The sequence below is a fragment of the Stutzerimonas sp. 21-1 genome (assembly GCF_056336065.1).
In genome coordinates this window covers 2,406,735-2,432,208 of sequence record NZ_CM150500.1, presented here as the reverse complement: position 1 = coordinate 2,432,208, position 25,474 = coordinate 2,406,735, and the positions used below count along the sequence as shown (strand labels likewise).

Genomic DNA, 25,474 nt, shown 5'->3' with positions numbered 1-25,474 from the left:
GGCCCCCCGGCTGACGCGGCTCCGGTGCCTTCAGGCTGCTACGCTCAACATGAAGCCGTGCTTTCCGTAAGGGCTTGCGCGACGAAGGTCGCGCAGTAGAAAGCCGTCGATAGATATATCATCTAATAAAAAAATGCTAATTCGGTTATAAGAATGACGGATTAGCATCCAGCGTGGCGTCTTGTCTTTGAGGGTTATCTATGAAGCTCCAGCAACTGCGTTACATCTGGGAAGTGGCGCACCATGACCTCAATGTTTCGGCGACTGCACAAAGCCTGTTCACTTCACAACCTGGTATCAGCAAACAGATCCGCCTGCTCGAAGACGAGTTGGGCGTCGAGGTTTTCGCCCGCAGCGGCAAGCATCTGACCCGAGTCACGCCCGCTGGTGAGCGCATCATCACCACGGCTGGCGAAATTCTGCGCAAGTGCGAAAGCATCAAGCAGATCGCGCAGGAGTTCTCCAACGAAAAGAAGGGCACGCTGAGCATCGCTACCACGCACACTCAGGCGCGCTATGCCCTGCCGCGGGTCATCAGCACGTTCATCAAGCAGTACCCGGATGTGTCGCTGCACATGCATCAGGGATCGCCCACGCAAATTGCCGAGATGGCCGCGGACGGGACTGTCGATTTCGCCATCGCTACCGAAGGTCTGGAGCTGTTCGGCGACCTGATCATGATGCCGTGCTACCGCTGGAATCGCTGCGTGATCGTTCCGCAAGGGCACCCCCTGGCCAAGCTGGAGAAACTCACCCTCGAAGCGCTGGCCGAGCATCCGATCGTCACCTACGTATTCGGCTTCACTGGTCGCTCCAAGCTCGACGAGGCCTTCAGCCATCATGGCCTGTCGCCCAAGGTGGTGTTCACCGCGGCGGACGCCGACGTGATCAAGACCTACGTCCGACTGGGACTGGGGGTAGGGATCGTCGCGCGGATGGCGGTCGACGCCAGACTCGACGCCGACCTGGTGGTGCTCGACGCCAGCGAACTGTTCGAATCCAGCGTGACCAAGATCGGCTTTCGCCGTGGCACGTTCCTGCGCGGATTCATGTGCGACTTCATCGAGCAGTTCGCCCCGCATCTCGATCGGACGATGCTCGACAAGGCCATCCAGTGCCGCAACAAGGTCGAACTGGATGAGTTGTTCGAGGGCGTGGAGCTGCCCGTCTACTAGTAGGGGGGCGCTGGCAGGCGGCACGCGGCCGCCTTGCCGTGCCGCGTTATTGCTTGGCGATGAGATTGCCGGCGTGCAGCCCGCATTCCTTGTGGGTGGCTTCTTCCCACCACCAACGGCCTTCGCGTTCGTGCTGATTCGGTAGCACCGGCCGAGTGCACGGCTCACAGCCGATGCTGATGAATCCGCGTTCATGCAGGCTGTTGTATGGGATTTCCAGCATGCGGATATAGCCCCAGACTTCCTCGCTGGTCATCTGCGCCAAGGGATTGAACTTGTACAGCGTGCGCTCCGCGGTCGAGAAGGCGCTGTCGATTTCCAGCACGGCGACCTGACTGCGTGTGCCGGGGCTTTGATCGCGACGCTGGCCAGTCGCCCAGGCACGCACACCGGCGAGCTTGCGCCGCAGCGGTTCGATCTTGCGGATACCGCAGCACTCGCTGTGACCGTCGCGATAGAAGCTGAACAGTCCCTTTTCCTTTACCAGCGGCTCGAGCAGCGCTGGGTCCGGCGTCATGATCTCGATGGCGATCCCGTAGTGATCGCGGACCTGCTCGATGAAACGATAGGTTTCGCTGTGCAGGCGCCCGGTATCCAGACTGAATACCTTGACGTTCTTGTTGAGTTTCCAGGCCATGTCGACCAGCACCACGTCCTCGGCGCCGCTGAAGGAAATCCACAGCTCATCGCCGAACAGGTCGAAGGCGAGCTTGAGGATGTCCTGCGGCGATTTGGTGGCATAGGCGGCGGCCAGTTCGGCGACGTCGATAGATGGGCTCATCGGGCGGCTTTCCTTTGATCGGCGCTGGGCGCTCTGTGGCCGCGGATGGTAGCAAAGAGCGTTTATGTCACTAAATAACCTTTGTGTGTAGGTATCGTGCGTTTCGGCTATAAGTGCCGCGTTGCGCCGCCTCTGCGTTGCCGATAGAGTGCCGCCTTTCTTTTCTACCTGAATGAGGAGTGGCCCGTGGAAATAGCCTGTCTCGACCTGGAGGGCGTACTGGTTCCGGAAATCTGGATTGCCTTTGCCGAGGCCACCGGAATCGAGTCGCTGCGGGCGACCACGCGGGACATTCCCGACTATGACGTGCTGATGAAGCAGCGCCTGCGTATTCTCGACGAACACGGTCTCAAGCTCTCCGACATTCAGCAGGTGATCGCCACGCTCAAGCCGCTTGAAGGTGCAGAGGAATTCGTAGACTGGCTGCGCGAGCGTTTCCAGGTGGTGATCCTGTCGGACACCTTCTACGAGTTCTCGCAGCCGCTGATGCGCCAGCTGGGCTTCCCGACGCTGCTGTGCCACCGTCTGATCACCGATGACACCGACCGCGTGGTGGACTACCAGCTGCGTCAGAAGGATCCCAAGCGCCAGTCGGTCATCGCGCTGAAGAGCCTGTATTACCGGGTGATCGCCGCGGGCGATTCCTACAACGACACCACCATGCTCAGCGAAGCGCATGCAGGCATCCTGTTCCACGCGCCGGACAACGTGATCGCCGAATTCCCGCAGTTCCCGGCGGTGCATAGCTACGCCGATCTGAAGCAGGAATTCCTCAAGGCCTCGAATCGCAAACTGGCGCTCTGACAGGCTTTTGGGCTCGTCGACCGGCTCCGGCCGGTCGCTTGCAGCCTAGTGCTACAGGCCCTCCAGGGTTTCCAGCAGCACCTTCACCTTGTCGATCGACTCCTGATATTCCGCCTCCCACTGCGAATCGGCGACGATGCCGCCGCCACCCCAGCAACATGCCTGGCTGTTGCGCAGCGACAGGGTGCGGATGGTGATCGAGCTGTCCATCCTTCCGCGAACATCCACATACAGCAGCGAACCGCAGTAGATCGAGCGGCGGGTTGGCTCCAGCTCGTCGATGATCTGCATCGCACGGATCTTCGGGGCGCCGGTGATCGAGCCACCCGGAAAGCTGCCGGTCAGCAAGTCGAAGGCATCCTTGCCGGCGGCCAGTGTGCCGCGCACGGCACTGACCAGGTGATGCACGTTGGGGTAGCTTTCCAGCGCGAACAGTTCGGGCACATGCACGCTGCCGATCTCGCAGCTGCGGCCAAGGTCGTTACGCAGCAGGTCGACGATCATCAGGTTCTCGGCACGGTCCTTTTCGCTGGCGAGCAGCTCCTCGGCCAGCGCCTGATCCTCGGCCGGATCCGCCTGACGGCGGCGTGTGCCCTTGATCGGGCGGGTTTCCACCGTGCCGTCGCTCAGTTGCAGAAAGCGCTCGGGGGACAGGCTGGCGATGGCGCCATCTTCCAGTGCGACAAACCCGGCGAACGGGGTGGGGCAGGCCGCGCGCAACGCGCAATAGGCAAGCCAGGGGGTGCCTTGGTAGGTGGCGCGAAAGCGTTGCGTGAAGTTCACCTGATAACAGTCGCCGGCGCGGATGTAATCCTGGATGCGCTCGAAGGCCCGGCGATAGCGCTCTCTGTCGAGATCACCAGCGAATCGTGACCGCAGGCTGAATGGCTGAATACTGGCTGCAGCGGCAGGCTGCTGGAACAGGCTCAGCAAGCGCGCGCGCTCGTCCTGCACGAGCGCGGGGTGGAACAGCAGGTGCGCCGTGCGCCGCTGGTGGTCAGTGATCAAGGCCCATGCATAGAGCCCGAAGCGCGCGACCGGCAGGGTGAGATCGTCCACCGCCGTTTGCGGCAGCTTTTCCAGGCGGGTACCGAAGTCGTAAGCAAGCAGGCCGATCAGGCCGCCAAGGAAGGGCAGCTCGCAATCGTCGGGGGCCTCCGCCGGGCCGACGCGGGCCAGCGCCACACGCAGGCGCTGGAAGAACGCTGCACCGCATTCATCGGCCGCCGGGGTGAGAATCTGCTCCGGCCAGGCGCTGATGATGTCGTAGCGGCCACGTGACGCCTGCGGCCGGCCGGAATCCAGCAGCACCGCGCCAGGGGCGTCGTGGATGCGTTCGAACCAGTGACCGGGATCGGCGTGATAGGGCAGCGGGTGGAGCGTGCAGGTGGGCATGGCAGTCGTCTTGGCGAGTCGGGCCCGGCCAAAGACCGGGCGACTCGATGCGCGGCGTCAGCTGTGGGCCGGAACGTGGCCGAACAGCTCCTGGGAGAATTTGACGCGCTCTTCCGGGGTTTCCTGAATGCCCTTTTCCTTGAGTTCGGCCAGCCGGGTTTCCACAGCGTGCGCTCGGTGGGTCAGGCCGCAGTCATTGGCGATCTGGATGTTCAGGCCGGGACGCGCGTTGAGTTCCAGAATCAGCGGGCCCTTGTCGACGTCCAGCACCATGTCGACGCCGATGTAGCCCAGCCCGCACAGCTCGTAACAGCCGGCGGCCAGCTTCATAAAACCATCCCAGTTGGGCAGTTGCACGCCGTCCACGGCATTGCCAGTGTCCGGATGCTTGGTGATCTTGTTGTTTAGCCAGGTACCGCGCAGCGTAATGCCGGTCGCCAGGTCGACACCGACACCGATAGCGCCCTGATGCAGGTTCGCCTTGCCGCCGGACTGGCGGGTCGGCAGGCGCAGCATGGCCATGATCGGATAACCCATCAGCACGATGATGCGGATGTCCGGCACCCCCTCGTAGCTGATGCTCTTGAAGATCGGGTCGGGTGTGACGCGGTATTCGATCAACGCGCGGTCGCGGTGGCCGCCGAGCGAGTAAAGACCGGTGAGGATGTTGGAGATCTGATGCTCGATCTCGTCGTGGCTAAGCATCTTCCCCGACACGGTCTTGTAGCGACCCTCGAAGCGGTCGGCGATCACCAGGATGCCGTCACCGCCGGCACCTTGCGCCGGCTTGACGACGAAGTCGTGGTGGTCGCGGACGATGTCCTTGAGCTTCTCGATGTCTTTCTCGGTCTCGATCACCCCGTACATTTCCGGCACGTGGATGCCCGCCTCGATGGCGCGCTGCTTGGTGATGATCTTGTCGTCGACGATCGGATACAGATGCCGCTTGTTGTACTTGAGCACGTAGTCCGCATTACGCCGGTTGATGCCCATGATGCCTTTGGCTTCAAGGGCCTTCCACGTCTTGATCAGGCCGAACATGGTCTTAGTCCTTGAGGAAGGCTTTGAAACGGAACAGTTCGGTCAGGCGGTAGCCGCGGTAGCGACCCATCGCCAGCATGAAGCCCACCATGATCAGTAGCACCGCCGGGAAGGTGAAGATGAAGTAGGTCAGCTGCGGAATGCTCATGAGCAGGTGCGCCAGGGTGGCGGCCACCAGGGTGCCGATGGCGACCTTGAAGGCGTGGGTGCCACCGCGTTCTTCCCAGGTGATCGACAGGCGTTCGATGGTCATGGTCAGAATCACCATCGGGAACAGCGCCACCGACAGTCCGCGTTCCAGGCCAAGCTTGTGGCTGAACAGGCTGATGACCGCAATCAGCACCACCACGAAGGTCAGCACCACCGACAGGCGCGGCAGCATCTGCAACTTGAGGTGCTCCAAATAGGAGCGCAGCGACAGGCCGAGCGCGGTGATCACGGTGAACAGCGCGATACCGAAGCCCAGTTGCGTCTCGCGGAAGGCCAAGGCGATCAGCACCGGGGTGAAGGTGCCAAGCGTCTGCAGACCGCCGAGGTTGCGCAGGATCAGGATCACCAGCACGCCGATCGGGATCATGATCATGATCTGATAAGTCTGCTGGGTCTGCAGTGGCAGGCCGTAGAGCGAGTATTCGAGGAAATCGGCGTCGGTGTTCTCGTCGGTCAGTTTGGCCAGGCGAATCGCGTTCATCTCGCTGTTGTTCAGCGTGAACGAGACCTGCGGGCTGCGCCCGCCTTCGAGGTTGATCAGCGGCTGGTCACCGGTCCACCAGACCAGGCGGTCTTTCGGCAGACCCTGTTCGCCGGTTTCCGGGTTGAAGTAGAGCCATTTGTCGCCATTGAAGCTGCGCAGCCAGAGTTCCGGCGTCTGCTGCTGTTCGGCCAGCAGGCGCACGGTGTGCACGCGCTCCATCGGTACGTGAGCGATGGACAGCAGCAGTTCGATCACGTGGGCCTTGTTGGCAGGCGAGGCGTCGCCGCCGAGCAGCAGTTTGACGTTGTCGTCCTCGACATTATTGGCGCGCTTGATCGCTTCGCTAATGAACGTCTCGACGTCGGCCGAGTGCTGGCGGATCGGCGACAGCAGCGCTTCGGCGGCGATCTTCTCGGCGCCTTCGACCGGAATGCTGTCACGGAAGATCGGTCCGGTGACCTTCGGCTGCTCGCCACTGTAGCGCTTGGTCAGAACCAACCGGTAATAGAGCGTTTGCTTGCCGCTGGCGCGGCGAGCCGACCAGGTGACACGGCGGTTGCCGTCGGCGCGATTGATGCTGACGCCGTAATTGTTGGAGATGAAGCTCTCGTTGAGGCTGACAAACTCCTGGTTCAGCGGCGGCACGTACATCTGGAGTTTCACCGGCTCGCGTGGGCTGGCGAGGAATTCGACCTTGGCGTCGATATTCCATAGGTCGTCGGTTTCGTCCTCGGTCACCGGGATGCCGAGAACGAAGATCTGGTACGCCGTAATGGATATGCCCAGGGCGACGAGCACAAAGATCAGGACTTTCAGATGCAGGGTCAGTGCGCGCATGGGTATTACTCGTCAGCGTCGGTTTTGTTGGTGCAGCCGGGCTTGCCGGCGACGTAGGTACGGCTTGGGTCGACCAGGGCGTCGAAGCGGGTGAGCGCGTCGGAGCCAATCAAAAGCGGATATTGGAAAGCGCTGCGGTCGGTCAGGTTCACTTCTATGCTGCGTTTGGTCTTGCCCATGCACAGATCGAGTTCGATGACCGGGCGGGCGGTGTACGTCTTGTCTTCCTGTGGATCGAAATCCCCGGCGCGGCGCTTGATCTTGCTGATACGTGCCAGCGGGCGCTCGATCGGGTGCGCATGTGCGCTGTCGACCGCCAGATAGAAGCGCACCCAGGTTTCGCCGTTGCGCTTGAAGCGGGAAATGTCGCGCGCACTCAGCGAGGCGGTCTGCGCGCCGGTATCCAGTTTGGCCGACAACTCGAGGTTGAACTCCGGGATCGCGATGTGCTCGTTCAGACCATAGATGGTTTTTTCGGCGCCGTGGCCAATACCGGGAACGAGTAGCAGGCAGAGTGATAGGGCGTAGGCGTTGACTCTCATATATCCCGAGTACGTTTAAAGGAAAGACAGGGAGGACGAGGACTGCTGAGCGCAGCGCCTCGCAGCGAGGCGAGGTGGCCGCGGCGCGCCGCGAAGGGCTCGCATTCTAGCATGGCGTTTTGGGGGTCGCGACAAGTGGTCATAACCTGTCAGCCACGCGTGTTCGCTAAAGATTGCGGCATTCGACTTTAGTTCGATTGTTGACAATCCATGGTTGCGAGGATTGACCGCTGCGGGTTGCTGGCGTAATTTTCCTCGGGCCTTAACTTCAAGTGTCGACAATATGCTGGATTCGTTAGATGCACCTGCCGGTGCTCAGGTCGATAGCGGAACGCTCTCCGAGCATGTTTTCCGTCATATCCAGGCGGCAATCGTGAAAGGGGAGATCGCGCCGGGCAGCAAGATCTCCGAGCCGGAGCTGGCGCGTACCTACGGCATCAGCCGTGGCCCGCTGCGTGAAGCGATGCATCGGCTGGAGGGGCAGAAGCTGCTGGTCCGCGTGCCGCATGTGGGCGCCCGGGTGGTTTCGCTCAGCCATGCGGAGCTGATCGAGCTCTATGAGATCCGCGAATCCCTCGAAGGCATGGCCTGTCGCCTGGCTGCCGAACGCATGAGCGAGGCTGAGATCGACGAGCTGCGCCGGGTGCTGGGCACGCATGAGCGCGACGAGGCGTTCCAGGCCGGAGTCGGCTACTACCAGCAGGAAGGCGATTTCGATTTCCACTACCGGATCATCCAGGGCAGTGGCAATCGCACCCTGGCCAAGCTGCTGTGCGACGAGCTTTATCAGCTGGTGCGCATGTACCGCATCCAGTTCTCCACCACGCCGAACCGACCGCATCAGGCGTTCGCCGAACATCACCGTATCCTCGATGCCATCGCCGACCGCGATGGCGAACTGGCGGAGCTGCTGATGCGCCGCCATATCGCCGCTTCCAAGCGCAATGTCGAGCGCCATTTCAAGGGCGCTCTTGAACAAACACCACACAAAAGGGGCAATGCATGACTCTTACTACTGCCGGTCAGCGTTTCCGTGACGCCGTGGCCAGTGAACATCCGCTGCAGGTCGTCGGCACGATCAATGCCAACCATGCGCTACTGGCCAAGCGCGCGGGCTTCAAGGCCATCTATCTGTCCGGCGGTGGTGTTGCGGCCGGCTCGCTGGGGCTGCCGGACCTCGGCATCACCGGTCTGGACGATGTGCTCACCGACGTGCGCCGCATCACCGATGTCTGCGATCTGCCGCTGCTGGTGGACGTGGACACCGGCTTCGGCAGCTCGGCGTTCAATGTGGCGCGTACCGTCAAGTCGATGATCAAGTTCGGCGCGGCAGCGATTCACATCGAGGACCAGGTCGGCGCCAAGCGCTGCGGTCACCGTCCGAACAAGGAAATCGTGACCCAGCAGGAAATGGTCGACCGCATCAAGGCGGCGGTGGACGCGCGCAGCGACGACAGCTTCGTGATCATGGCGCGCACCGATGCGCTGGCCGTCGAAGGCCTGAACGCCGCGCTGGACCGTGCCGCCGCCTGCATTGAGGCCGGTGCCGACATGATCTTCCCGGAAGCCATCACCGAACTGGCCATGTACAAGACCTTCGCCGACCGCGTGAAGGCGCCGATCCTGGCCAACATCACCGAATTCGGTGCCACTCCGCTGTACACCACCGAAGAGCTGGCCAGCGTCGACGTGTCGCTGGTGCTCTACCCGCTGTCGGCGTTCCGCGCGATGAACAAGGCGGCGGAGAACGTCTATACCGCGCTGCGTCGCGACGGCACGCAGAAGAACGTGATCGACACCATGCAGACCCGCATGGAGCTTTACGATCGCATCAACTACCACGCGTTCGAGCAGCACCTCGACGCGTTGTTCGCCCAGAAAAAGAGCTGAGTCTGCGGCTCCGCCTGCTTCGGCGGAGCCTTCCACTGACGTGATTTAGCGGTATCCAGAACAAATCCAAGAAGGAGATAGCAATGGCTGAAGCAAAAGTACTGAGTGGAGCAGGGTTGCGCGGTCAGATCGCCGGCCAGACGTCCCTGTCCACCGTCGGCAAGGAAGGCGCCGGTCTGACCTATCGCGGCTACGATGTCCGCGATCTGGCCGACCAGGTGCTGTTCGAGGAAGTGGCTTACCTGCTTCTGTACGGCGAGCTGCCGAACAAGGCGCAGCTGCAGGCTTATGTGACCAAGCTCAAGGGCCAGCGCGACCTGCCGCAGGCGCTCAAGGAAGTGCTCGAGCGTATTCCGGCCAATGCTCACCCGATGGATGTGATGCGCACTGGCTGCTCCATGCTCGGCAACCTGGAGCCGGAGGAGAGTTTCGAGCAGCAGCGCGACAAGGCTGACCGCCTGCTCGCGGCATTCCCGGCGATCATGGTCTATTGGTATCGCTTCACTCATGAAGGCGTCCGCATCGATTGCACCTCCGACGAGGACACCCTGGGCGGTCATTTCCTCGCGCTGCTGCACGGCAAGAAGCCGAGCGAGCTGCACGTGAAGGTGATGAACGTCTCGCTGATCCTCTACGCCGAGCACGAGTTCAACGCCTCGACCTTCACCGCACGGGTGTGCGCATCCACGCTGTCCGACATCTTCTCGTGCGTCACCGGCGCCATCGGTTCGCTGCGTGGTCCGCTGCATGGCGGTGCCAACGAGGCGGCGATGGACATGATCGAGCGCTGGAAGTCGCCGGAAGAAGCCCGCGCCGGCATCCTCGGCATGCTGGAGCGCAAGGACAAGATCATGGGCTTCGGCCACGCGATCTACAGCGTTTCCGATCCGCGCAACGAGGTCATCAAGGTCTGGGCCAAGCAGCTCGCCGAGGAAGTGGGCGACACCGTGCTGTACCCGGTTTCCGTCGCCGTCGACGAAACCATGTGGGAGCAGAAGAAGCTGTTCCCCAACGCCGACTTCTATCACGCGTCGGCGTATCACTTCATGGGCATCCCGACCAAGCTGTTCACCCCGATCTTCGTCTGTTCGCGAGTGACCGGCTGGACCGCCCATGTGTTCGAGCAGCGCGCCAACAATCGCATCATCCGCCCGAGTGCCGAATACGTCGGCGTCGAGCAGCGCAAGGTGGTGCCGCTCGCTCAGCGTTGAGAGCGCGGGGGGGCGCCTTGTCGGCGTCCCTCCTTTATTAGTTGTTTCCGAACTTACCGATCGAGTCCATACGGCATGAACACCGACTATCGCAAACACCTGCCAGGCACCCAGCTGGATTACTTCGACGTCCGTGCGGCGATCGAGGACATCAAGCCGGGCGCCTACGACACGCTGCCCTACACCTCGCGCGTACTGGCCGAACAGCTGGTGCGTCGCTGCGATCCGGCCATGCTGACCGACTCGCTCAAGCAGATCATCGAGCGCAAGCGTGACCTGGACTTCCCCTGGTACCCGGCCCGCGTGGTCTGCCATGACATCCTCGGCCAGACCGCACTGGTCGATCTCGCCGGCCTGCGCGATGCGATCGCCGAGCAGGGTGGCGATCCGGCCAAGGTCAATCCAGTGGTACCGACCCAGCTGATCGTCGACCACTCGCTGGCTGTCGAAGCGCCCGGGTTCGATCCCGATGCGTTCGACAAGAACCGCGCCATCGAAGATCGCCGCAACGAAGACCGTTTCCACTTCATCGAGTGGACCAAGACCGCGTTCAAGAACGTCGACGTGATCCCGGCCGGTAACGGCATCATGCACCAGATCAACCTGGAGAAGATGTCACCGGTCATTCAGGCGCGCGACGGCGTGGCCTTCCCCGATACCTGCGTGGGCACCGACTCGCACACGCCGCACGTCGATGCCCTCGGTGTGATCGCCGTCGGCGTTGGCGGTCTGGAGGCCGAGACCGTGATGCTCGGCCATCCGTCAATGATGCGTCTGCCCGACATCGTCGGCGTCAAGCTGACCGGCAAGCGCAAGCCCGGCATCACCGCCACCGACATCGTCCTGGCGATCACCGAATTCCTGCGCAAGGAGCGCGTGGTGGGTGCCTACGTCGAGTTCTTCGGCGAGGGCGCCGACAGCCTGTCGATCGGCGACCGAGCCACCATCTCCAACATGTGCCCGGAATACGGCGCCACCGCGGCGATGTTCTACATCGACGGTCAGACCATCGATTACCTCAAGCTGACCGGCCGCGAGCCGGAGCAGGTCGCGCTGGTCGAGCAGTACGCCAAGGAAACCGGCCTGTGGGCCAGTGCGCTGACCGGCGCCGAATACGAGCGCGTGCTCGAGTTCGACCTGTCCGGCGTAGTACGCAACATGGCGGGTCCGAGCAACCCGCATCGCCGTCTGCCGACGTCCGCCCTGCACGAGCGTGGCATCGCCGACGAGGCCAAGCTGGCTGCCGCCAAGGCCGAGGAGGCCAAAGGCCTGCTGCCGGACGGCGCGGTGATCATCGCTGCCATCACCAGCTGCACCAACACCTCCAACCCGCGCAACGTGGTCGCCGCCGGTCTGCTGGCGAAGAAGGCCAACGCGTTGGGGCTGGTCCGCAAGCCGTGGGTCAAGACCTCCTTTGCCCCGGGCTCGAAGGTCGCCAAGCTGTACCTGGAAGACGCCGGCCTGCTGCCGGAACTGGAGAAGCTGGGCTTCGGCATCGTCGGCTACGCCTGCACCACCTGCAACGGCATGTCCGGTGCGCTGGATCCGAAGATCCAGCAGGAAATCATCGACCGCGATCTGTACGCCACTGCCGTATTGAGCGGCAACCGCAACTTCGACGGCCGTATCCATCCGTACGCCAAGCAGGCTTTCCTGGCTTCGCCGCCGCTGGTGGTGGCTTACGCCCTCGCCGGTACCGTGCGCTTCGACATCGAGCATGACGTACTGGGCCATGACAAGGATGGCAACGCCATCACCCTGAAGGACCTGTGGCCGTCCGACGAGGAAATCGACGCCATCGTCGCCGCCTCGGTCAAGCCGGAGCAGTTCAAGCAGGTGTACATCCCGATGTTCGATCTGGGCAGCATCGAGGAAGCCAAGAGCCCGCTGTATGACTGGCGTCCGATGTCCACCTACATTCGCCGTCCGCCGTACTGGGAAGGCGCGCTGGCTGGCGAACGCACGCTCAAGGGCATGCGTCCGCTGGCGATCCTGCCGGACAACATCACCACCGATCACCTGTCGCCGTCCAACGCGATCCTGGCCAGCTCCGCGGCTGGCGAGTACCTGGCCAAGATGGGCCTGCCGGAGGAGGACTTCAACTCCTACGCCACCCACCGCGGCGACCACCTGACCGCCCAGCGTGCCACCTTCGCCAACCCGCAGCTGGTGAACGAGATGGTTGTGATCGACGGCAAGGTGCAGAAGGGATCGCTGGCGCGCGTCGAGCCGGAAGGCCAGGTCATGCGCATGTGGGAAGCCATCGAAACCTACATGAACCGCAAGCAGAACCTGATCATCGTCGCCGGCGCTGACTACGGTCAGGGCTCCTCGCGTGACTGGGCGGCCAAGGGCGTGCGCCTGGCCGGTGTGGAAGTGATCGTCGCCGAAGGCTTCGAGCGCATCCACCGTACCAACCTGGTCGGCATGGGCGTACTGCCGGTCGAGTTCAAGCCGGGCACCACCCGTCTGACCCTCGGCCTTGACGGCACCGAGACCTACGACATCGAAGGCGAACTGTCGCCGCGCTGCGATCTGACGCTAGTTGTTCACCGCAAGAGCGGTGAAACCATCCGTGTGCCGGTGACCTGCCGCCTGGATACCGCCGCCGATGTTCATGTGTACCAGGCCGGCGGCGTGCTGCAGCGCTTCGCCCAGGATTTCCTGAAAGGCTCGGCCGCCTGATTTCGTAGGGTGGATGGCGTTTCTCCATCCACCGTTCCGGTCCCTCGATGGCTCGGCGAGGCGCGATCCACCCTACGATCCATTCATTCTCCAGCCAGGACGCTCTCATGGCTCATCAACCTCAGATCAAGATTCCCGCCACCTACATGCGTGGCGGCACCAGCAAGGGTGTGTTCTTTCGCCTGCAGGATCTGCCCGAGCGCTGTCAGGTGCCGGGTGAGGCCCGCGACAGGCTGTTCATGCGGGTGATCGGCAGTCCCGATCCCTATGCCGCGCATATCGATGGCATGGGCGGGGCGACATCCAGCACCAGCAAGTGCGTGATCCTCTCGAAGAGCAGTCAGCCCGATCACGACGTCGATTACCTCTATGGGCAGGTTTCCATCGACAAGCCGTTCCTCGACTGGAGCGGTAACTGCGGCAACCTTTCTACCGGCGCGGGCGCGTTCGCGATCCAGGCCGGGCTGGTCGATCCGGCACGTATTCCGCAAGACGGCACCTGCGTGGTGCGCATCTGGCAGGCCAATATCCAGAAAACGATCATCGCCCATGTGCCGATCAGCAACGGGCAGGTGCAGGAAACCGGTGACTTCGAGCTGGACGGCGTAACGTTCCCGGCAGCGGAGATCGTGCTGGAGTTTCTCGACCCATCCGACGATGGCGAGGAGGGCGGCTCGATGTTCCCCACCGGCAACCTGATCGATGATCTGGAAGTCCCCGGCATCGGCACGCTCAAGGCCACCATGATCAGCGCCGGCATCCCCACCGTGTTCGTCAATGCCGAGGACATCGGTTACCACGGCACCGAGCTGCGGGAAGACATCAACGGCGACGCCGAAGCGCTGGCGCGTTTCGAAGCCATTCGTGTCGCTGGCGCGCTGCGCATGGGCTTGATCAAGACGGCGGACGAAGCGTTGACCCGTCAGCACACCCCGAAGGTCGCCTTCGTCAGCAAACCCAAGAGTTACAAGGCCTCCAGTGGCAAGACCATCGATGCGGGCGAGGTCGACTTGCTGGTGCGGGCGCTGTCGATGGGCAAGCTGCACCACGCCATGATGGGTACCTGTGCGGTCGCCATCGGGACTGCAGCAGCCGTGCCGGGCACGCTGGTGAACCTCGCCGCCGGTGGCGGTGAGCGTCAGGCGGTACGCTTCGGCCATCCGTCCGGCACCTTGCGAGTCGGCGCCGAGGCGAAGCAGGTCGGCGGCCAGTGGACAGTGACCAAGGCCATCATGAGCCGCAGTGCGCGCATCCTGATGGAAGGTTGGGTCCGTGTACCGGGCGACGCGTTTTGAGTTGAGAATGCGCAGTGGTTTTCTGCGCGGCAAATGCAAAAAGTCCGCACCAAGCGGACTTTTTGTTGTCTAGCGAAGCGGCACTTATTTGAGCCGACGCTCCACGCCTTTTTCCACGAGGATCTTGGCGGAGATTTCCTCGACGGAGAAATGCGTCGAGTTGATGTAGTTGATGTTCTCGCGGCGGAACAGGTTTTCCACCTCGCGAACTTCGAATTCGCACTGAGCGAAGCTGGCGTAACGGCTGTTGGGCTTGCGTTCGTTACGGATGGCGGCCAGGCGGTCGGAGTCGATGGTCAGGCCGAACAGCTTGTCCTTGTACGGCTTGAGCGAGGAGGGCAGTTGCAGTCGCTCCATGTCGTCCTCGGTCAGCGGGTAGTTTGCGGCGCGGATGCCATACTGCATGGCCATGTACAGACAGGTTGGCGTTTTGCCGCAGCGTGAAACGCCGACGAGAATCAGGTCGGCCTTGTCGTAATGACGAGTGCGTGCGCCGTCATCGTTGTCGAGGGCAAAGTTGACCGCGTCGATCCGCTCCATGTAGTTGGTGTTGTGGCTGATGGAGTGGGATTTGCCAACGGAGTACGAGGAACGCGACATGAGTTCGTGTTCCAGTGGAGCCAGGAACGAGGAAAAGATGTCGATCATGAAGCCGTTGGATTCGGCGAGGATGTCGCGGATTTCCTGGTTGACCAGAGTGTCGAAGATGATCGGGCGGGCACCGTCCCTGTCCGCGGCATTGTTGATTTGCTGTACCATTGCCCGGGCTTTTTCCGCGCTGTCGATGTACGGGCGGGTGAGCTTGGTGAAAGAGATGTTCTCGAATTGCGCCAGGAGGCTTTGGCCCAGGGTTTCCGCCGTGATCCCGGTGCCATCGGAAATGAAGAAAGCGGTTCGTTTCATGTACCTTCGGCCTTAAGTCGAGAACGGTTCCCAGCTATAGTAGGCCCTTCGCCGAGCCCGATTGGCGGGCATTGTTACTTATTTTGCAGGGTCAGGCCACAGCCATGCGGCAGGGCTCCGGTTGAGTTCCAACACCTAACGGAGAGTTCACCTTGGTAGAGTACGTAGTTTCCCTCGATAAGCTCGGCAACCACGATGTTGAGCGTGTAGGGGGCAAGAACGCCTCCCTGGGCGAGATGATCAGCAACCTCGCCGGTGCCGGTGTTTCCGTACCGGGCGGTTTCGCCACCACGGCTCAGGCCTATCGCGATTTTCTCGAGCTGAGCGGTCTGAACGATCAGATCCATGCGCTGCTCGATGCACTCGATGTCGACGATGTCAACGCGCTGGCCAAAGCCGGTGCACAGATTCGCCAGTGGGTGATGGACGCCGAGTTCCCGCCGCAGCTGGATGCCGACATTCGCAAGGCGTTCGCCGAGATGTCCGGTGGTAATGACAACATGGCCGTCGCAGTGCGTTCCTCGGCGACTGCCGAAGATTTGCCGGATGCATCCTTTGCCGGCCAGCAGGAAACCTTCCTGAACATTCGCGGTGTGGACAACGTGATCCGCGCGGCCAAGGAAGTCTTCGCTTCGCTGTTCAACGACCGCGCCATTGCCTACCGCGTGCACCAGGGCTTTGACCACAAGCTGGTCGCCCTGTCTGCCGGCGTGCAGCGCATGGTTCGCTCGGAAACCGGCACCGCCGGCGTCATGTTTACCCTCGATACCGAATCCGGCTTCCGCGACGTGGTGTTCATCACCGGCGCCTATGGTCTGGGCGAGACTGTCGTGCAGGGCGCGGTCAACCCTGACGAGTTCTACGTGCACAAGCAGACGCTGGAGGCCGGGCGCCCGGCGATCCTGCGCCGCAACCTGGGCAGCAAGGCGATCAAGATGGTCTACGGCGACGAAGCCAAGGCCGGCAAGTCGGTCAAGACCGTCGAAGTCGATGCAGTCGATCGCGCACGCTTCTGCCTGACCGACGAAGAGGTGACCAATCTCGCCAAGCAGGCTCTGATCATCGAGAAGCACTATGGTCGCCCGATGGATATCGAGTGGGCCAAGGATGGTGACGACGGCAAGCTGTACATCGTCCAGGCGCGTCCGGAAACCGTGAAGAGCCGCAGCAGCGCCAACGTCATGGAACGTTACCTGCTGAAAGAAAAAGGCACCGTACTGGTCGAAGGTCGTGCCATCGGCCAGCGCATCGGCGCCGGCCCGGTCAAGGTCATCCACGACGTCAGCGAGATGGACAAGGTCCAGCCGGGCGACGTGCTGGTATCCGACATGACCGACCCGGACTGGGAACCGGTGATGAAGCGCGCCAGCGCCATCGTCACCAACCGCGGCGGGCGTACCTGCCACGCGGCGATCATCGCCCGCGAACTGGGCATTCCGGCGGTCGTCGGCTGCGGTAACGCCACCGAACTGCTGCAGGACGGCCAGCGCGTGACCGTGTCCTGCGCCGAGGGCGACACCGGCCTGATCTTCGATGGCGAGCTAGGCTTCGACATCCGCCAGAACTCCATCGATGCGATGCCTGAACTGCCGTTCAAGATCATGATGAACGTCGGCAACCCGGACCGCGCCTTCGATTTCGCCCACCTGCCCAACGAAGGCGTCGGCCTGGCGCGTCTCGAATTCATCATCAACCGGATGATCGGCGTGCATCCCAAGGCACTGCTCAATTTTGACGGTCTGCCGGCTGACGTGAAGAGCAGCGTCGAGAAGCGCATCGCCGGCTACGACGATCCGGTCAACTTCTACGTCGAGAAGATCGTCGAAGGTGTCAGCACGCTGGCCGCAGCGTTCTGGCCGAAAAAGGTCATCGTGCGTCTGTCGGACTTCAAGTCCAACGAATACGCCAACCTGATCGGCGGCAAGCTCTACGAGCCGGAAGAAGAGAACCCGATGCTCGGCTTCCGCGGCGCGTCGCGCTATATCAGCGATTCGTTCCGCGATTGCTTCGAGCTGGAATGCCGCGCCATGCGCAAGGTGCGCGACGTTATGGGGCTGACCAACGTCGAGCTGATGGTGCCCTTCGTGCGTACGCTTGGCGAGGCCTCGCAGGTGATCGACCTGTTGGCCCAGTACGGCCTCAAGCGTGGCGAGAATGGTCTGCGTGTCATCATGATGTGTGAGCTGCCGTCCAACGCGCTGCTGGCCGACGAGTTCCTCGAGTACTTCGATGGCTTCTCGATTGGCTCCAACGATATGACCCAGCTGACGCTCGGCCTGGACCGTGATTCGGGCATCATCGCGCACCTGTTCGACGAGCGTAATCCGGCAGTCAAGAAGCTCCTGGCCAATGCCATTCAGGCGTGCAACAAGGCTGGCAAGTACATCGGCATTTGCGGCCAGGGGCCTTCGGATCATCCGGACCTGGCGCGCTGGCTGATGGAGCAGGGCATCGAGAGCGTATCGCTGAATCCGGACTCGGTACTCGATACCTGGTTCTTCCTGGCTGACGCGCAGGTCTGAACTGCGGTTTGAAGCATGACGACAGGGCGGAATTTCCGCCCTGTCGCGTTTTCGGCTTCCGTGGCTTCGGCTCGGCATTTCGTTGATCGCGCCCTGCGGCTAACATGACGCGGCGCGCATCGATACCAGCCGATTGGCGGAGTGGGCGAAACGGCTAGGCGATGTCCACGAATTCCCAAGCAAAGGAGCTTTCCATGCAATACGTCACTCCCGATCTGTGCGACGCGTACCCGGAGCTGGTACAGGTGGTCGAGCCGATTTTCAGCAATTTCGGCGGCCGCGATTCCTTCGGTGGTCAGATCGTCACCGTCAAGTGCTTTGAGGACAACTCTCTGGTCAAGGATCAGGTCGATACGGATGGCCGTGGCAAGGTGTTGGTTGTCGATGGCGGCGGCTCGCTGCGCCGCGCGCTGCTCGGTGACATGCTGGCTGAGAAAGCGTCGCGCAACGGCTGGGAAGGGATTGTTGTCTATGGTTGCGTGCGCGATGTCGATGTGATCGCGCAGACCGATCTCGGCGTCCAGGCGCTAGCCAGTCATCCGATGAAAACCGACAAGCGTGGCATCGGCGATCTCAATGTGCCGGTGACCTTCTGCGGTGTCACGTTCCGCCCCGGCGAATATGTCTACGCGGACAATAACGGCATCATCGTCTCGCCTGAGGCGCTGAAGATGCCGGAGTGATCCATCGCGCTCGCGTTGGCACCGTAATACCAAGCCCGGCGATGCCGGGCTTTTCATATCAGGGAGACGTTCATGCAGCTGAGTGACACGCAGCAGTGGGGGCTGGTTCATGCTTTCGTTCTGGATGGGCGGGGTGGCGCGCGCGCCATCGCCTACGCGGACCTGCGCGATCTGCAGCTGAGTGACTCACAAAGCCTGTGGCTGCATTGGGATCGCAGCCATCCGGCGGCCCAGGCCTGGCTGCGCAGTCAGAGCGGTCTCAACGACTTTGCGTGCGACGTGCTGTTGGAAGAAAACACGCGGCCACGTGTACTGGCGCTGCCGAACGAGGAGCTTCTGCTTTTCCTTCGAGGCGTGAACCTCAATCCCGATTCTGCCCCGGAAGACATGATTTCGCTGCGCGTGTTTGCCGATGCGCGACGTGTCATCTCGTTGCGTTTGCGACCCTTGCGTTCGACCGAGGCAGTCATTCGCCTGCTTATGGAAGGCAAGGGTCCGAAGACGGCGTCGGAGGTACTGGTCTATCTGGCTGATTCGATGACCGATCGGGTAGATGACCTCGTGGTGCAGCTGACCGAATGCGTCGATCAGGAAGAGGAGCGTCTGGAGCTCGACGAGCGCTACGGCCCGGAGCACGACAGTATGCTTTCGCTGCGCCGCCGGGCGGCAAGTCTGAGACGGTTCCTGCTGCCCCAGCGTGAAATTTACGCCCAGCTCACTCGTAATCGCCTGAGCTGGTTCGTAGAGGACGACGCTGACTACTGGAACGAACTGAGCAACCGACTGATCCGCTATCTTGAGGAGCTGGATCTGGTGCGTGAGCGAATCGATCTCGTGCTTGAGTCCGAGCGGCGCCGGCTCAGTGAGCGAATGAACCGCACCATGTACATTTTCGGTATCATTACCGGCTTTTTCCTGCCGATGACGTTTCTGACTGGCCTTTTGGGCGTCAACGTCGGTGGGATTCCGGGCGCACAAAGCCCGTACGGTTTTGCCATCGCCTGTCTGCTGATCGGCCTCATCGCATTGTTTCAGTGGTGGATCTTTCGCCGTCTGCGTTGGATCTGAATGTGACTCGGAGTCAACCACAGGCCGTCTAGCGGACATGTTCCAGCGAGGTATACATGCGCGATCCCTTTGAAGAATCATTGCGTGACCTGCTCAACAAGCCATCGGCACAGGATGAGGCTGAGCGCCTCGGCCGGGTGCTCAAGACCGCGAACCGCCAGGTTGGCGTTGGGGACCTTTTCGGTCTCATGGGGCATTGGCTGCAGGGCTTGCTGATAGCAGTCAACAGTGGAGCGGGTCACGTGGCACCTGTTTCCCGTCGTCGTTCATCCAACCGTTCGTTCGATAAGGCCGATTGATCATGGAATTCGATCCCTGGACTCAGAGTTTGCTGTCCGCGATGAGCTCGCTCTGGGCTTCCGTAGCGGCATTCATTCCGCGCCTGTTTGGCGCGCTGGTAGTCGTGCTGCTTGGCTTCGTGGTGGCCAAGCTGCTCGATACCTTGCTGTCGAAGGTGCTTGCGAAGCTGGGGCTGGATCGGCTGATGGCCGGCACCGGGCTGACGAAGTTGCTGGGGCGTGCCGGAATTCGGGTTCCCGTCTCGGTGCTGATCGGCAAGGTGGTCTATTGGTTCGTCCTACTGATTTTCCTCGTCTCGGCAGCCGAGTCCCTTGGGTTGGAGCGGGTGTCGGCCACGCTGGACGTCTTGGCGCTCTACGTTCCCAAGGTGTTCGGCGCAGCGCTGATTCTCGTGGCTGGTGTGCTTTTGGCTCAGCTGTTCAGTGGCGTGGTCCGGGGCGCAGCAGAGAGCGTTGGTATTGATTACGCCAACGGGCTGGCTCGCATTGCGCAGGGGCTGGTGATCATCATCGCCATTTCCGTGTCCATCGGGCAGCTGGAAATCAAAACCGAACTGTTGAACTACGTCATCGCTATCGTGCTGATCTCGGTAGGACTGGCAGTGGCTTTGGCATTCGGGCTCGGTAGTCGTGAGCTTGTCAGCCAGATCCTTGCCGGGATCTACGTGCGCGAGCTTTATGAGGTGGGACAGCATGTCACCCTCGAAGATATCGAAGGGCAGATCGAGGAAATCGGCACTGTCAAAACGCTGCTGTTGTGCAGTGATGGCGAGCTCGTCTCCGTAGCCAATCGGGTTTTGCTGGAACGGCGGGTAGGCAGCCGCTGACGGCGGTTTTCTGGTAGAATGCGGCGCCTTTTTTCGGTTTCCCTGACAGGCGGCCGCGACCTGATTGCTGGCTCGAAGCGTCTTGACTAAAACCCAATCGACCATCCCGCGCTACGATCCTCGCCAACTCAGCGATGAAGAGTTGGTGCAATATGCCCGCGTCGAGTTGTTTCATATAACTCGAGCATATGAGGAGTTGATGCGTCGCTATCAGCGTACCCTGTTCAATGTCTGCGCGCGTTATTTGGGCAACGATCGGGACGCCGACGATGTTTGTCAGGAGGTCATGCTCAAGGTTTTGTATGGCCTGAAGAACTTTGAAGGAAAATCGAAGTTCAAGACCTGGCTATATAGCATTACCTATAATGAGTGCATTACCCAATATCGCAAGGAGCGGCGCAAGCGTCGCCTGCTCGATGCGCTTAGCCTAGACCCGCTTGAAGAAGCCTCCGAAGAGAAAGCGCCTCGCGTCGAGGAGAAGGGCGGACTTGATCGATGGCTAGTGCATGTCAATCCTATTGATCGGGAAATCCTGGTGCTGCGATTTGTCGCAGAACTGGAGTTTCAGGAAATCGCCGACATAATGCATATGGGATTAAGTGCAACGAAGATGCGCTACAAGCGTGCATTGGATAAACTAAGAGAAAATTTTTCCGAACCAATCGAAACTTAACGGGAAATGGTTGTCTCATGCGTAGCGAACAGCTTGGGCACAAGACAGCCGGTCTCCTTAGATTGTTCTGACTCTAACCACCAGATGGGGATTTACGGATGAAACTTAAGAATACCTTGGGCGTTGTCATTGGCTCGATGGTAGCCGCTACTTCGTTCGGCGCGCTGGCCCAGGGCCAGGGGGCTGTCGAGGTCGAAGCATTCGGTAAGCACTATTTCTCCGATAGCTCGCGCGGCTTCGAAGACGAGGGCGAACTGTACGGCGCGGGCGCCAGCTATTTCCTGACCGACGACGTCTCGCTGGGTCTGTCGTATGGTGAATACCACGACGTCACCTCCGACGATCCGGTTAACGGCAGCCACAAAAACATCAAGGGCAGCCTGACCTCGCTGGACGCGGCTTACCACTTCGGCGCGCCGGGCGTTGGTCTGCGCCCGTACGTGTCCGCTGGTGTGGCCCACCAGAGCATCGGTCAGGCTGCTCGCAGCGGACGTGATCACAGCACCTACGCCAATATCGGTGCTGGCCTGAAGTACTACTTCACCGAGAACCTGTTCGCCAAGGCGAGCGTGGACGGCATGCACAACATCGACCGCGGCGACTCTGAGTGGATGGCTGGCGTGGGTGTCGGTCTGAACTTCGGTGGCGGTGCGCGTCAGGTTGCGGCAGTCGAGCCGACTCCGGAACCGGCGCCGGCTCCGATCGTCGACACCGAGCCGGAACCGGCTCCGGAAGTGGTGCGTGTTGAGCTGGACGTGAAGTTCGACTTCGACAAGTCGCGCGTTCGTGAAGAAAGCTATGGCGATATCAAGAACCTGGCTGACTTCATGCAGCAGTACCCGCAGACCAGCACCACCGTTGAAGGTCACACCGACTCCGTTGGTACCGACCAGTACAACCAGCGCCTGTCCGAGCGTCGCGCCGAAGCGGTTCGTGATGTTCTGGTCAACCAGTACGGCGTTGAAGGTGGTCGTGTGAATTCGGTGGGTTATGGTGAGTCTCGTCCGGTTGCAGACAACGCTACCGATGCGGGCCGTCAGATCAACCGTCGTGTTGAAGCTGAAGTGGAAGCTCAGGTTAAGTAATCTGAGTATTCTGGTGAGGCCGACTCTGGGGTAGCTTCTCTGCTCTGTCGGCTTTAGCCCAAAAAACCGATGCCAGATTTCTGGCATCGGTTTTTTTGTGCTTGATTTCTATAGCGGTAAGCTCAGCAGAGGTTTGGCGAGGTGATCTTTGGTGATCGGTGCCGGGTCTTTCGTTCTTACATGTTCGCTGAGCATAAAAAACCCCGCCGAAGCGGGGTTTTTCTATTTCACGACGTCAGACTTCGACGACTTGGATCTTCGCTTTTTCCGCAGCCTCACGGAACTCGGCGATCTGGTCGAAGCTCAGGTAGCGGTAGACGTCGGCAGCCATGCTGTCGATGTCCTTCGCGTAGGCCATGTATTCCTCGACGGTCGGTAGCTTGCCGATGATCGAAGCGACCGCTGCCAGTTCGGCGGAGGCCAGGAATACGTCGGTGGCGTCGCCCAGACGGTTCGGGAAGTTACGGGTAGAGGTAGAGACCACGGTCGAGCCGGTCTGTACGCGGGCCTGGTTACCCATGCACAGGGAGCAGCCCGGCATTTCCATGCGCGCGCCAGCCTTGCCATAGATGCCGTAGTAGCCTTCCTCGGTCAGCTGGTGGGCGTCCATCTTGGTCGGCGGAGCCAGCCAGAGACGGGTCGGAATGCCGCCCTTGACCTTGTCCAGCAGCTTGCCGGCGGCGCGGAAGTGACCGATGTTGGTCATGCAGGAGCCGATGAACACTTCATCGATCTTGCGGCCTTGAACGGTGGACAGCAGACGGGCGTCGTCCGGGTCGTTCGGGGCACACAGGACCGGCTCCTTGATGTCGGCCAGATCGATCTCGATAACGGCCGCGTATTCGGCGTCCTTGTCGGCTTCCAGCAGTTCCGGCTTGGCCAGCCAGGCTTCCATCGCCTGGGCGCGACGCTCCAGGGTGCGGGCATCACCGTAGCCTTCGCCGATCATCCAGCGCAGCAGGGTGATGTTGGACTTCAGGTACTCGGCGATCGAGTCTTCCGGCAGCTTGATGGTGCAACCGGCAGCCGAACGCTCGGCAGAGGCGTCGGACAGCTCGAAGGCTTGTTCGACGGTTAGACCGGTCAGGCCTTCGATTTCCAGGATGCGTCCGGAGAAGATGTTCTTCTTGCCCTTCTTCTCGACAGTCAGCAGGCCAGCCTGAATGGCGTAGTAGGGGATGGCATGCACCAGGTCACGCAGGGTGATACCGGGCTGCATCTTGCCCTTGAAACGCACCAGCACGGATTCCGGCATGTCCAGCGGCATGACGCCGGTGGCGGCGGCGAAGGCCACCAGGCCGGAACCGGCCGGGAAGCTGATGCCGATCGGGAAGCGGGTGTGCGAGTCGCCACCAGTGCCGACGGTGTCGGGCAGCAGCATGCGGTTCAGCCAGCTGTGGATGATGCCGTCACCCGGGCGTAGGGACACACCGCCACGGTTCATGATGAAGTCCGGCAGGGTGTGGTGGGTGTTGACGTCGATGGGCTTCGGATAGGCGGCGGTGTGGCAGAAGGACTGCATCACCAGGTCAGCGGAGAAGCCCAGGCAAGCCAGGTCCTTCAGCTCGTCGCGGGTCATCGGGCCGGTGGTGTCCTGGGAACCGACGGTGGTCATCTTCGGTTCGCAGTAGGTACCCGGACGCACGCCCTGGCCTTCCGGCAGACCGCAGGCGCGGCCGACCATCTTCTGGGCGAGGGTGAAGCCCTTGCCGCTGTCAGCCGGCGCTTCCGGCTTCTTGAACAGGGTGGACGGAGCCAGACCCAGCTCGGCGCGGGCCTTCTCGGTCAGGCCGCGGCCGATGATCAGCGGGATACGGCCGCCGGCGCGGACTTCGTCCAGCAACACGTCGGTCTTCAGCTGGAAGGTGGTGACCAGCTCGTCGCTATCGTGACGGCGCACTTCGCCCTTGTACGGGTACACGTCGATGACGTCACCCATGGCCAGGTTGGTGCAGTCGAATTCGATCGGCAGGGCGCCGGCGTCTTCCATGGTGTTGTAGAAGATCGGGGCGATCTTGGTGCCGAAGCAGAAACCACCGGCGCGCTTGTTCGGCACGTTCGGGATGTCGTCACCGAAGAACCACAGCACGGAGTTGGTGGCGGACTTGCGGGAAGAACCGGTACCGACCACGTCGCCGACGTAGGCAACCGGGAAACCCTTGGCCTTCAGTGCTTCCATCTGCTTGATGGGGCCGACCGAGCCGGGAGCGTCCGGGTTGATGCCGTCGCGAGCCATCTTCAGCATGGCCAGGGCGTGCAGCGGGATGTCCGGGCGCGACCAGGCATCCGGAGCTGGGGACAGGTCGTCGGTGTTGGTTTCGCCGGTGACCTTGAACACGGACAGGGTGATCTTTTCAGCCAGCGCCGGGCGGTTCTGGAACCACTCGCCTTCGGCCCAGGACTTCAGTACGGCCTGAGCGGCGGCGTTGCCCTTCTTGGCGCGCTCGGCAACGTCGTGGAAGGCGTCGAACATCAGCAGGGTGTGTTTCAGCTGTTCGGCGGTGACGTTGGCCAGTTCGGGGCTGTCCAGCAGCTCGACCAGGGTGGCGATGTTGTAACCGCCCTGCATGGTGCCCAGCAGCTCGACTGCGCGCTGCTTGCCGATCAGCGGGGAAGTGGCTTCACCCTTGGCGATGGCGGAGAGGAAGCCGGCCTTAACGTAGGCGGCTTCGTCGACGCCCGCGGGAACGCGGTTGGTGATCAGGTCAAGCAGGAATTCTTCTTCGCCAGCCGGCGGGTTCTTCAGCAGCTCGATCAGGCCTGCGGTCTGCTCGGCGTTCAGCGGCTGGGGCACGACGCCCTGGGCGGCACGCTCTTCTACGTGTTTGCGATAGGCTTCAAGCACAGTTTTACCCTCATCATTGGTCCCTTGGGAGTTTCGGGACGCGCGTCCGGAAGCTGTTTTCAAAGTTTTACGCCGGCTGAGGTGGCCGGGTTGGCAGTAATGAGGGTCTGCCCACCCGGCGTGTGACCGGACCAACTGTGCTCGTGACGCTTTGAAAACAGCTTCGTGTGGAGTAGGCGCCGAAAACGGCGGGCCAATACTACTGGAACGGGCCTGTAA

General features: G+C 61.5%; 21 protein-coding genes. 14 read left to right on the top strand and 7 right to left on the bottom strand.

What is annotated here, in order from left to right; genetic code table 11:
- The first annotated feature begins 200 nt into the window (after nt 1–200).
- Entirely contained in the window at nt 201–1,175 is a 975-nt protein-coding gene (cysB, locus tag AC0ZJQ_RS11740) for an HTH-type transcriptional regulator CysB (protein ID WP_008570207.1), read from the top strand.
- A gap of 46 nt (nt 1,176–1,221) precedes the next feature.
- On the opposite strand, the gene AC0ZJQ_RS11735 is transcribed toward cysB, so the two are convergent.
- Complete coding sequence (locus AC0ZJQ_RS11735) at nt 1,222–1,956, bottom strand: phosphoadenylyl-sulfate reductase (RefSeq protein ID WP_008570205.1); 735 nt, start codon at nt 1,954–1,956, stop codon at nt 1,222–1,224.
- Nucleotides 1,957–2,142: 186 nt separating this feature from the next.
- Between AC0ZJQ_RS11735 and thrH the strand changes: the two genes are divergently transcribed.
- Nucleotides 2,143–2,760 (top strand): bifunctional phosphoserine phosphatase/homoserine phosphotransferase ThrH, encoded by a 618-nt coding sequence (gene thrH / locus AC0ZJQ_RS11730; RefSeq protein ID WP_008570203.1) that lies wholly within the window; start codon nt 2,143–2,145, stop codon nt 2,758–2,760.
- A 51-nt stretch (nt 2,761–2,811) separates the two neighbouring features.
- Here the strand turns inward: thrH and pabB are convergent, their stop codons facing one another.
- Genes pabB through rloA form a run of 4 tightly spaced genes read right to left on the bottom strand, consistent with a single transcriptional unit; the run spans nt 2,812 to nt 7,269 of the window.
- Nucleotides 2,812–4,155 carry an aminodeoxychorismate synthase component I gene (pabB, locus tag AC0ZJQ_RS11725; protein WP_008570202.1) on the bottom strand — a complete coding sequence of 448 codons (1,344 nt, stop codon included), beginning with the start codon at nt 4,153–4,155 and terminating at the stop codon, nt 2,812–2,814.
- 57 nt (nt 4,156–4,212) lie between these two features.
- The gene (locus tag AC0ZJQ_RS11720) at nt 4,213–5,196 is read right to left on the bottom strand and encodes an alpha-L-glutamate ligase-like protein (RefSeq protein ID WP_008570201.1); all 984 of its coding nucleotides are present in this window, start codon (nt 5,194–5,196) and stop codon (nt 4,213–4,215) included.
- Between the two features lie 4 nt (nt 5,197–5,200).
- Nucleotides 5,201–6,727: an osmotic stress tolerance membrane protein RloB gene (gene rloB, locus AC0ZJQ_RS11715; RefSeq protein WP_167134965.1), complete on the bottom strand. Its 1,527-nt coding sequence runs from the start codon at nt 6,725–6,727 to the stop codon at nt 5,201–5,203.
- Nucleotides 6,728–6,732: 5 nt separating this feature from the next.
- Nucleotides 6,733–7,269 (bottom strand): retropepsin-like aspartic peptidase RloA, encoded by a 537-nt coding sequence (gene rloA, locus AC0ZJQ_RS11710; protein ID WP_155550491.1) that lies wholly within the window; start codon nt 7,267–7,269, stop codon nt 6,733–6,735.
- Between the two features lie 283 nt (nt 7,270–7,552).
- Here rloA and AC0ZJQ_RS11705 point away from each other — a divergent pair, with 283 nt between their 5' ends.
- From AC0ZJQ_RS11705 to prpF, 5 genes are all read left to right on the top strand, one after another.
- The gene (locus AC0ZJQ_RS11705; protein ID WP_008570198.1) at nt 7,553–8,275 is read left to right on the top strand and encodes a GntR family transcriptional regulator; all 723 of its coding nucleotides are present in this window, start codon (nt 7,553–7,555) and stop codon (nt 8,273–8,275) included.
- Nucleotides 8,272–9,159, top strand: coding sequence for a methylisocitrate lyase (prpB, locus tag AC0ZJQ_RS11700; protein ID WP_476476698.1), 888 nt, complete (start codon nt 8,272–8,274; stop codon nt 9,157–9,159). The genes AC0ZJQ_RS11705 and prpB overlap by 4 nt, the downstream gene beginning before the upstream one ends.
- An 83-nt stretch (nt 9,160–9,242) precedes the next feature.
- Nucleotides 9,243–10,370 (top strand): bifunctional 2-methylcitrate synthase/citrate synthase, encoded by a 1,128-nt coding sequence (prpC, locus tag AC0ZJQ_RS11695; RefSeq protein WP_008570196.1) that lies wholly within the window; start codon nt 9,243–9,245, stop codon nt 10,368–10,370.
- Nucleotides 10,371–10,445: 75 nt separating this feature from the next.
- Nucleotides 10,446–13,055 (top strand): Fe/S-dependent 2-methylisocitrate dehydratase AcnD, encoded by a 2,610-nt coding sequence (gene acnD / locus AC0ZJQ_RS11690; protein ID WP_476476697.1) that lies wholly within the window; start codon nt 10,446–10,448, stop codon nt 13,053–13,055.
- A 107-nt stretch (nt 13,056–13,162) separates the two neighbouring features.
- Nucleotides 13,163–14,350, top strand: coding sequence for a 2-methylaconitate cis-trans isomerase PrpF (prpF, locus tag AC0ZJQ_RS11685; protein WP_165594636.1), 1,188 nt, complete (start codon nt 13,163–13,165; stop codon nt 14,348–14,350).
- Nucleotides 14,351–14,434: 84 nt separating this feature from the next.
- Here the strand turns inward: prpF and ppsR are convergent, their stop codons facing one another.
- Nucleotides 14,435–15,253, bottom strand: coding sequence for a posphoenolpyruvate synthetase regulatory kinase/phosphorylase PpsR (gene ppsR / locus AC0ZJQ_RS11680; protein ID WP_008570193.1), 819 nt, complete (start codon nt 15,251–15,253; stop codon nt 14,435–14,437).
- A gap of 152 nt (nt 15,254–15,405) precedes the next feature.
- Here ppsR and ppsA point away from each other — a divergent pair, with 152 nt between their 5' ends.
- From ppsA to AC0ZJQ_RS11645, 7 genes are all read left to right on the top strand, one after another.
- Nucleotides 15,406–17,775 carry a phosphoenolpyruvate synthase gene (ppsA, locus tag AC0ZJQ_RS11675; RefSeq protein WP_476476696.1) on the top strand — a complete coding sequence of 790 codons (2,370 nt, stop codon included), beginning with the start codon at nt 15,406–15,408 and terminating at the stop codon, nt 17,773–17,775.
- A 194-nt stretch (nt 17,776–17,969) separates the two neighbouring features.
- Nucleotides 17,970–18,458 carry a ribonuclease E activity regulator RraA gene (gene rraA, locus AC0ZJQ_RS11670; RefSeq protein ID WP_102829272.1) on the top strand — a complete coding sequence of 163 codons (489 nt, stop codon included), beginning with the start codon at nt 17,970–17,972 and terminating at the stop codon, nt 18,456–18,458.
- Between the two features lie 72 nt (nt 18,459–18,530).
- Nucleotides 18,531–19,526, top strand: a complete 996-nt coding sequence (locus AC0ZJQ_RS11665) for a zinc transporter ZntB (protein WP_476476695.1) — start codon at nt 18,531–18,533, stop codon at nt 19,524–19,526.
- 56 nt (nt 19,527–19,582) lie between these two features.
- Nucleotides 19,583–19,825 (top strand): CrfX protein, encoded by a 243-nt coding sequence (locus AC0ZJQ_RS11660; RefSeq protein ID WP_165594634.1) that lies wholly within the window; start codon nt 19,583–19,585, stop codon nt 19,823–19,825.
- Nucleotides 19,826–19,827: 2 nt separating this feature from the next.
- Nucleotides 19,828–20,652, top strand: coding sequence for a mechanosensitive ion channel family protein (locus tag AC0ZJQ_RS11655; RefSeq protein WP_008570188.1), 825 nt, complete (start codon nt 19,828–19,830; stop codon nt 20,650–20,652).
- Between the two features lie 82 nt (nt 20,653–20,734).
- Nucleotides 20,735–21,325 carry an RNA polymerase sigma factor SigX gene (sigX, locus tag AC0ZJQ_RS11650; protein WP_008570187.1) on the top strand — a complete coding sequence of 197 codons (591 nt, stop codon included), beginning with the start codon at nt 20,735–20,737 and terminating at the stop codon, nt 21,323–21,325.
- A 98-nt stretch (nt 21,326–21,423) separates the two neighbouring features.
- Nucleotides 21,424–22,410 (top strand): OmpA family protein, encoded by a 987-nt coding sequence (locus AC0ZJQ_RS11645; protein WP_054093191.1) that lies wholly within the window; start codon nt 21,424–21,426, stop codon nt 22,408–22,410.
- 235 nt (nt 22,411–22,645) lie between these two features.
- Here the strand turns inward: AC0ZJQ_RS11645 and acnB are convergent, their stop codons facing one another.
- Entirely contained in the window at nt 22,646–25,255 is a 2,610-nt protein-coding gene (acnB, locus tag AC0ZJQ_RS11640; RefSeq protein ID WP_165594632.1) for a bifunctional aconitate hydratase 2/2-methylisocitrate dehydratase, read from the bottom strand.
- Nucleotides 25,256–25,474: the final 219 nt, after the last annotated feature.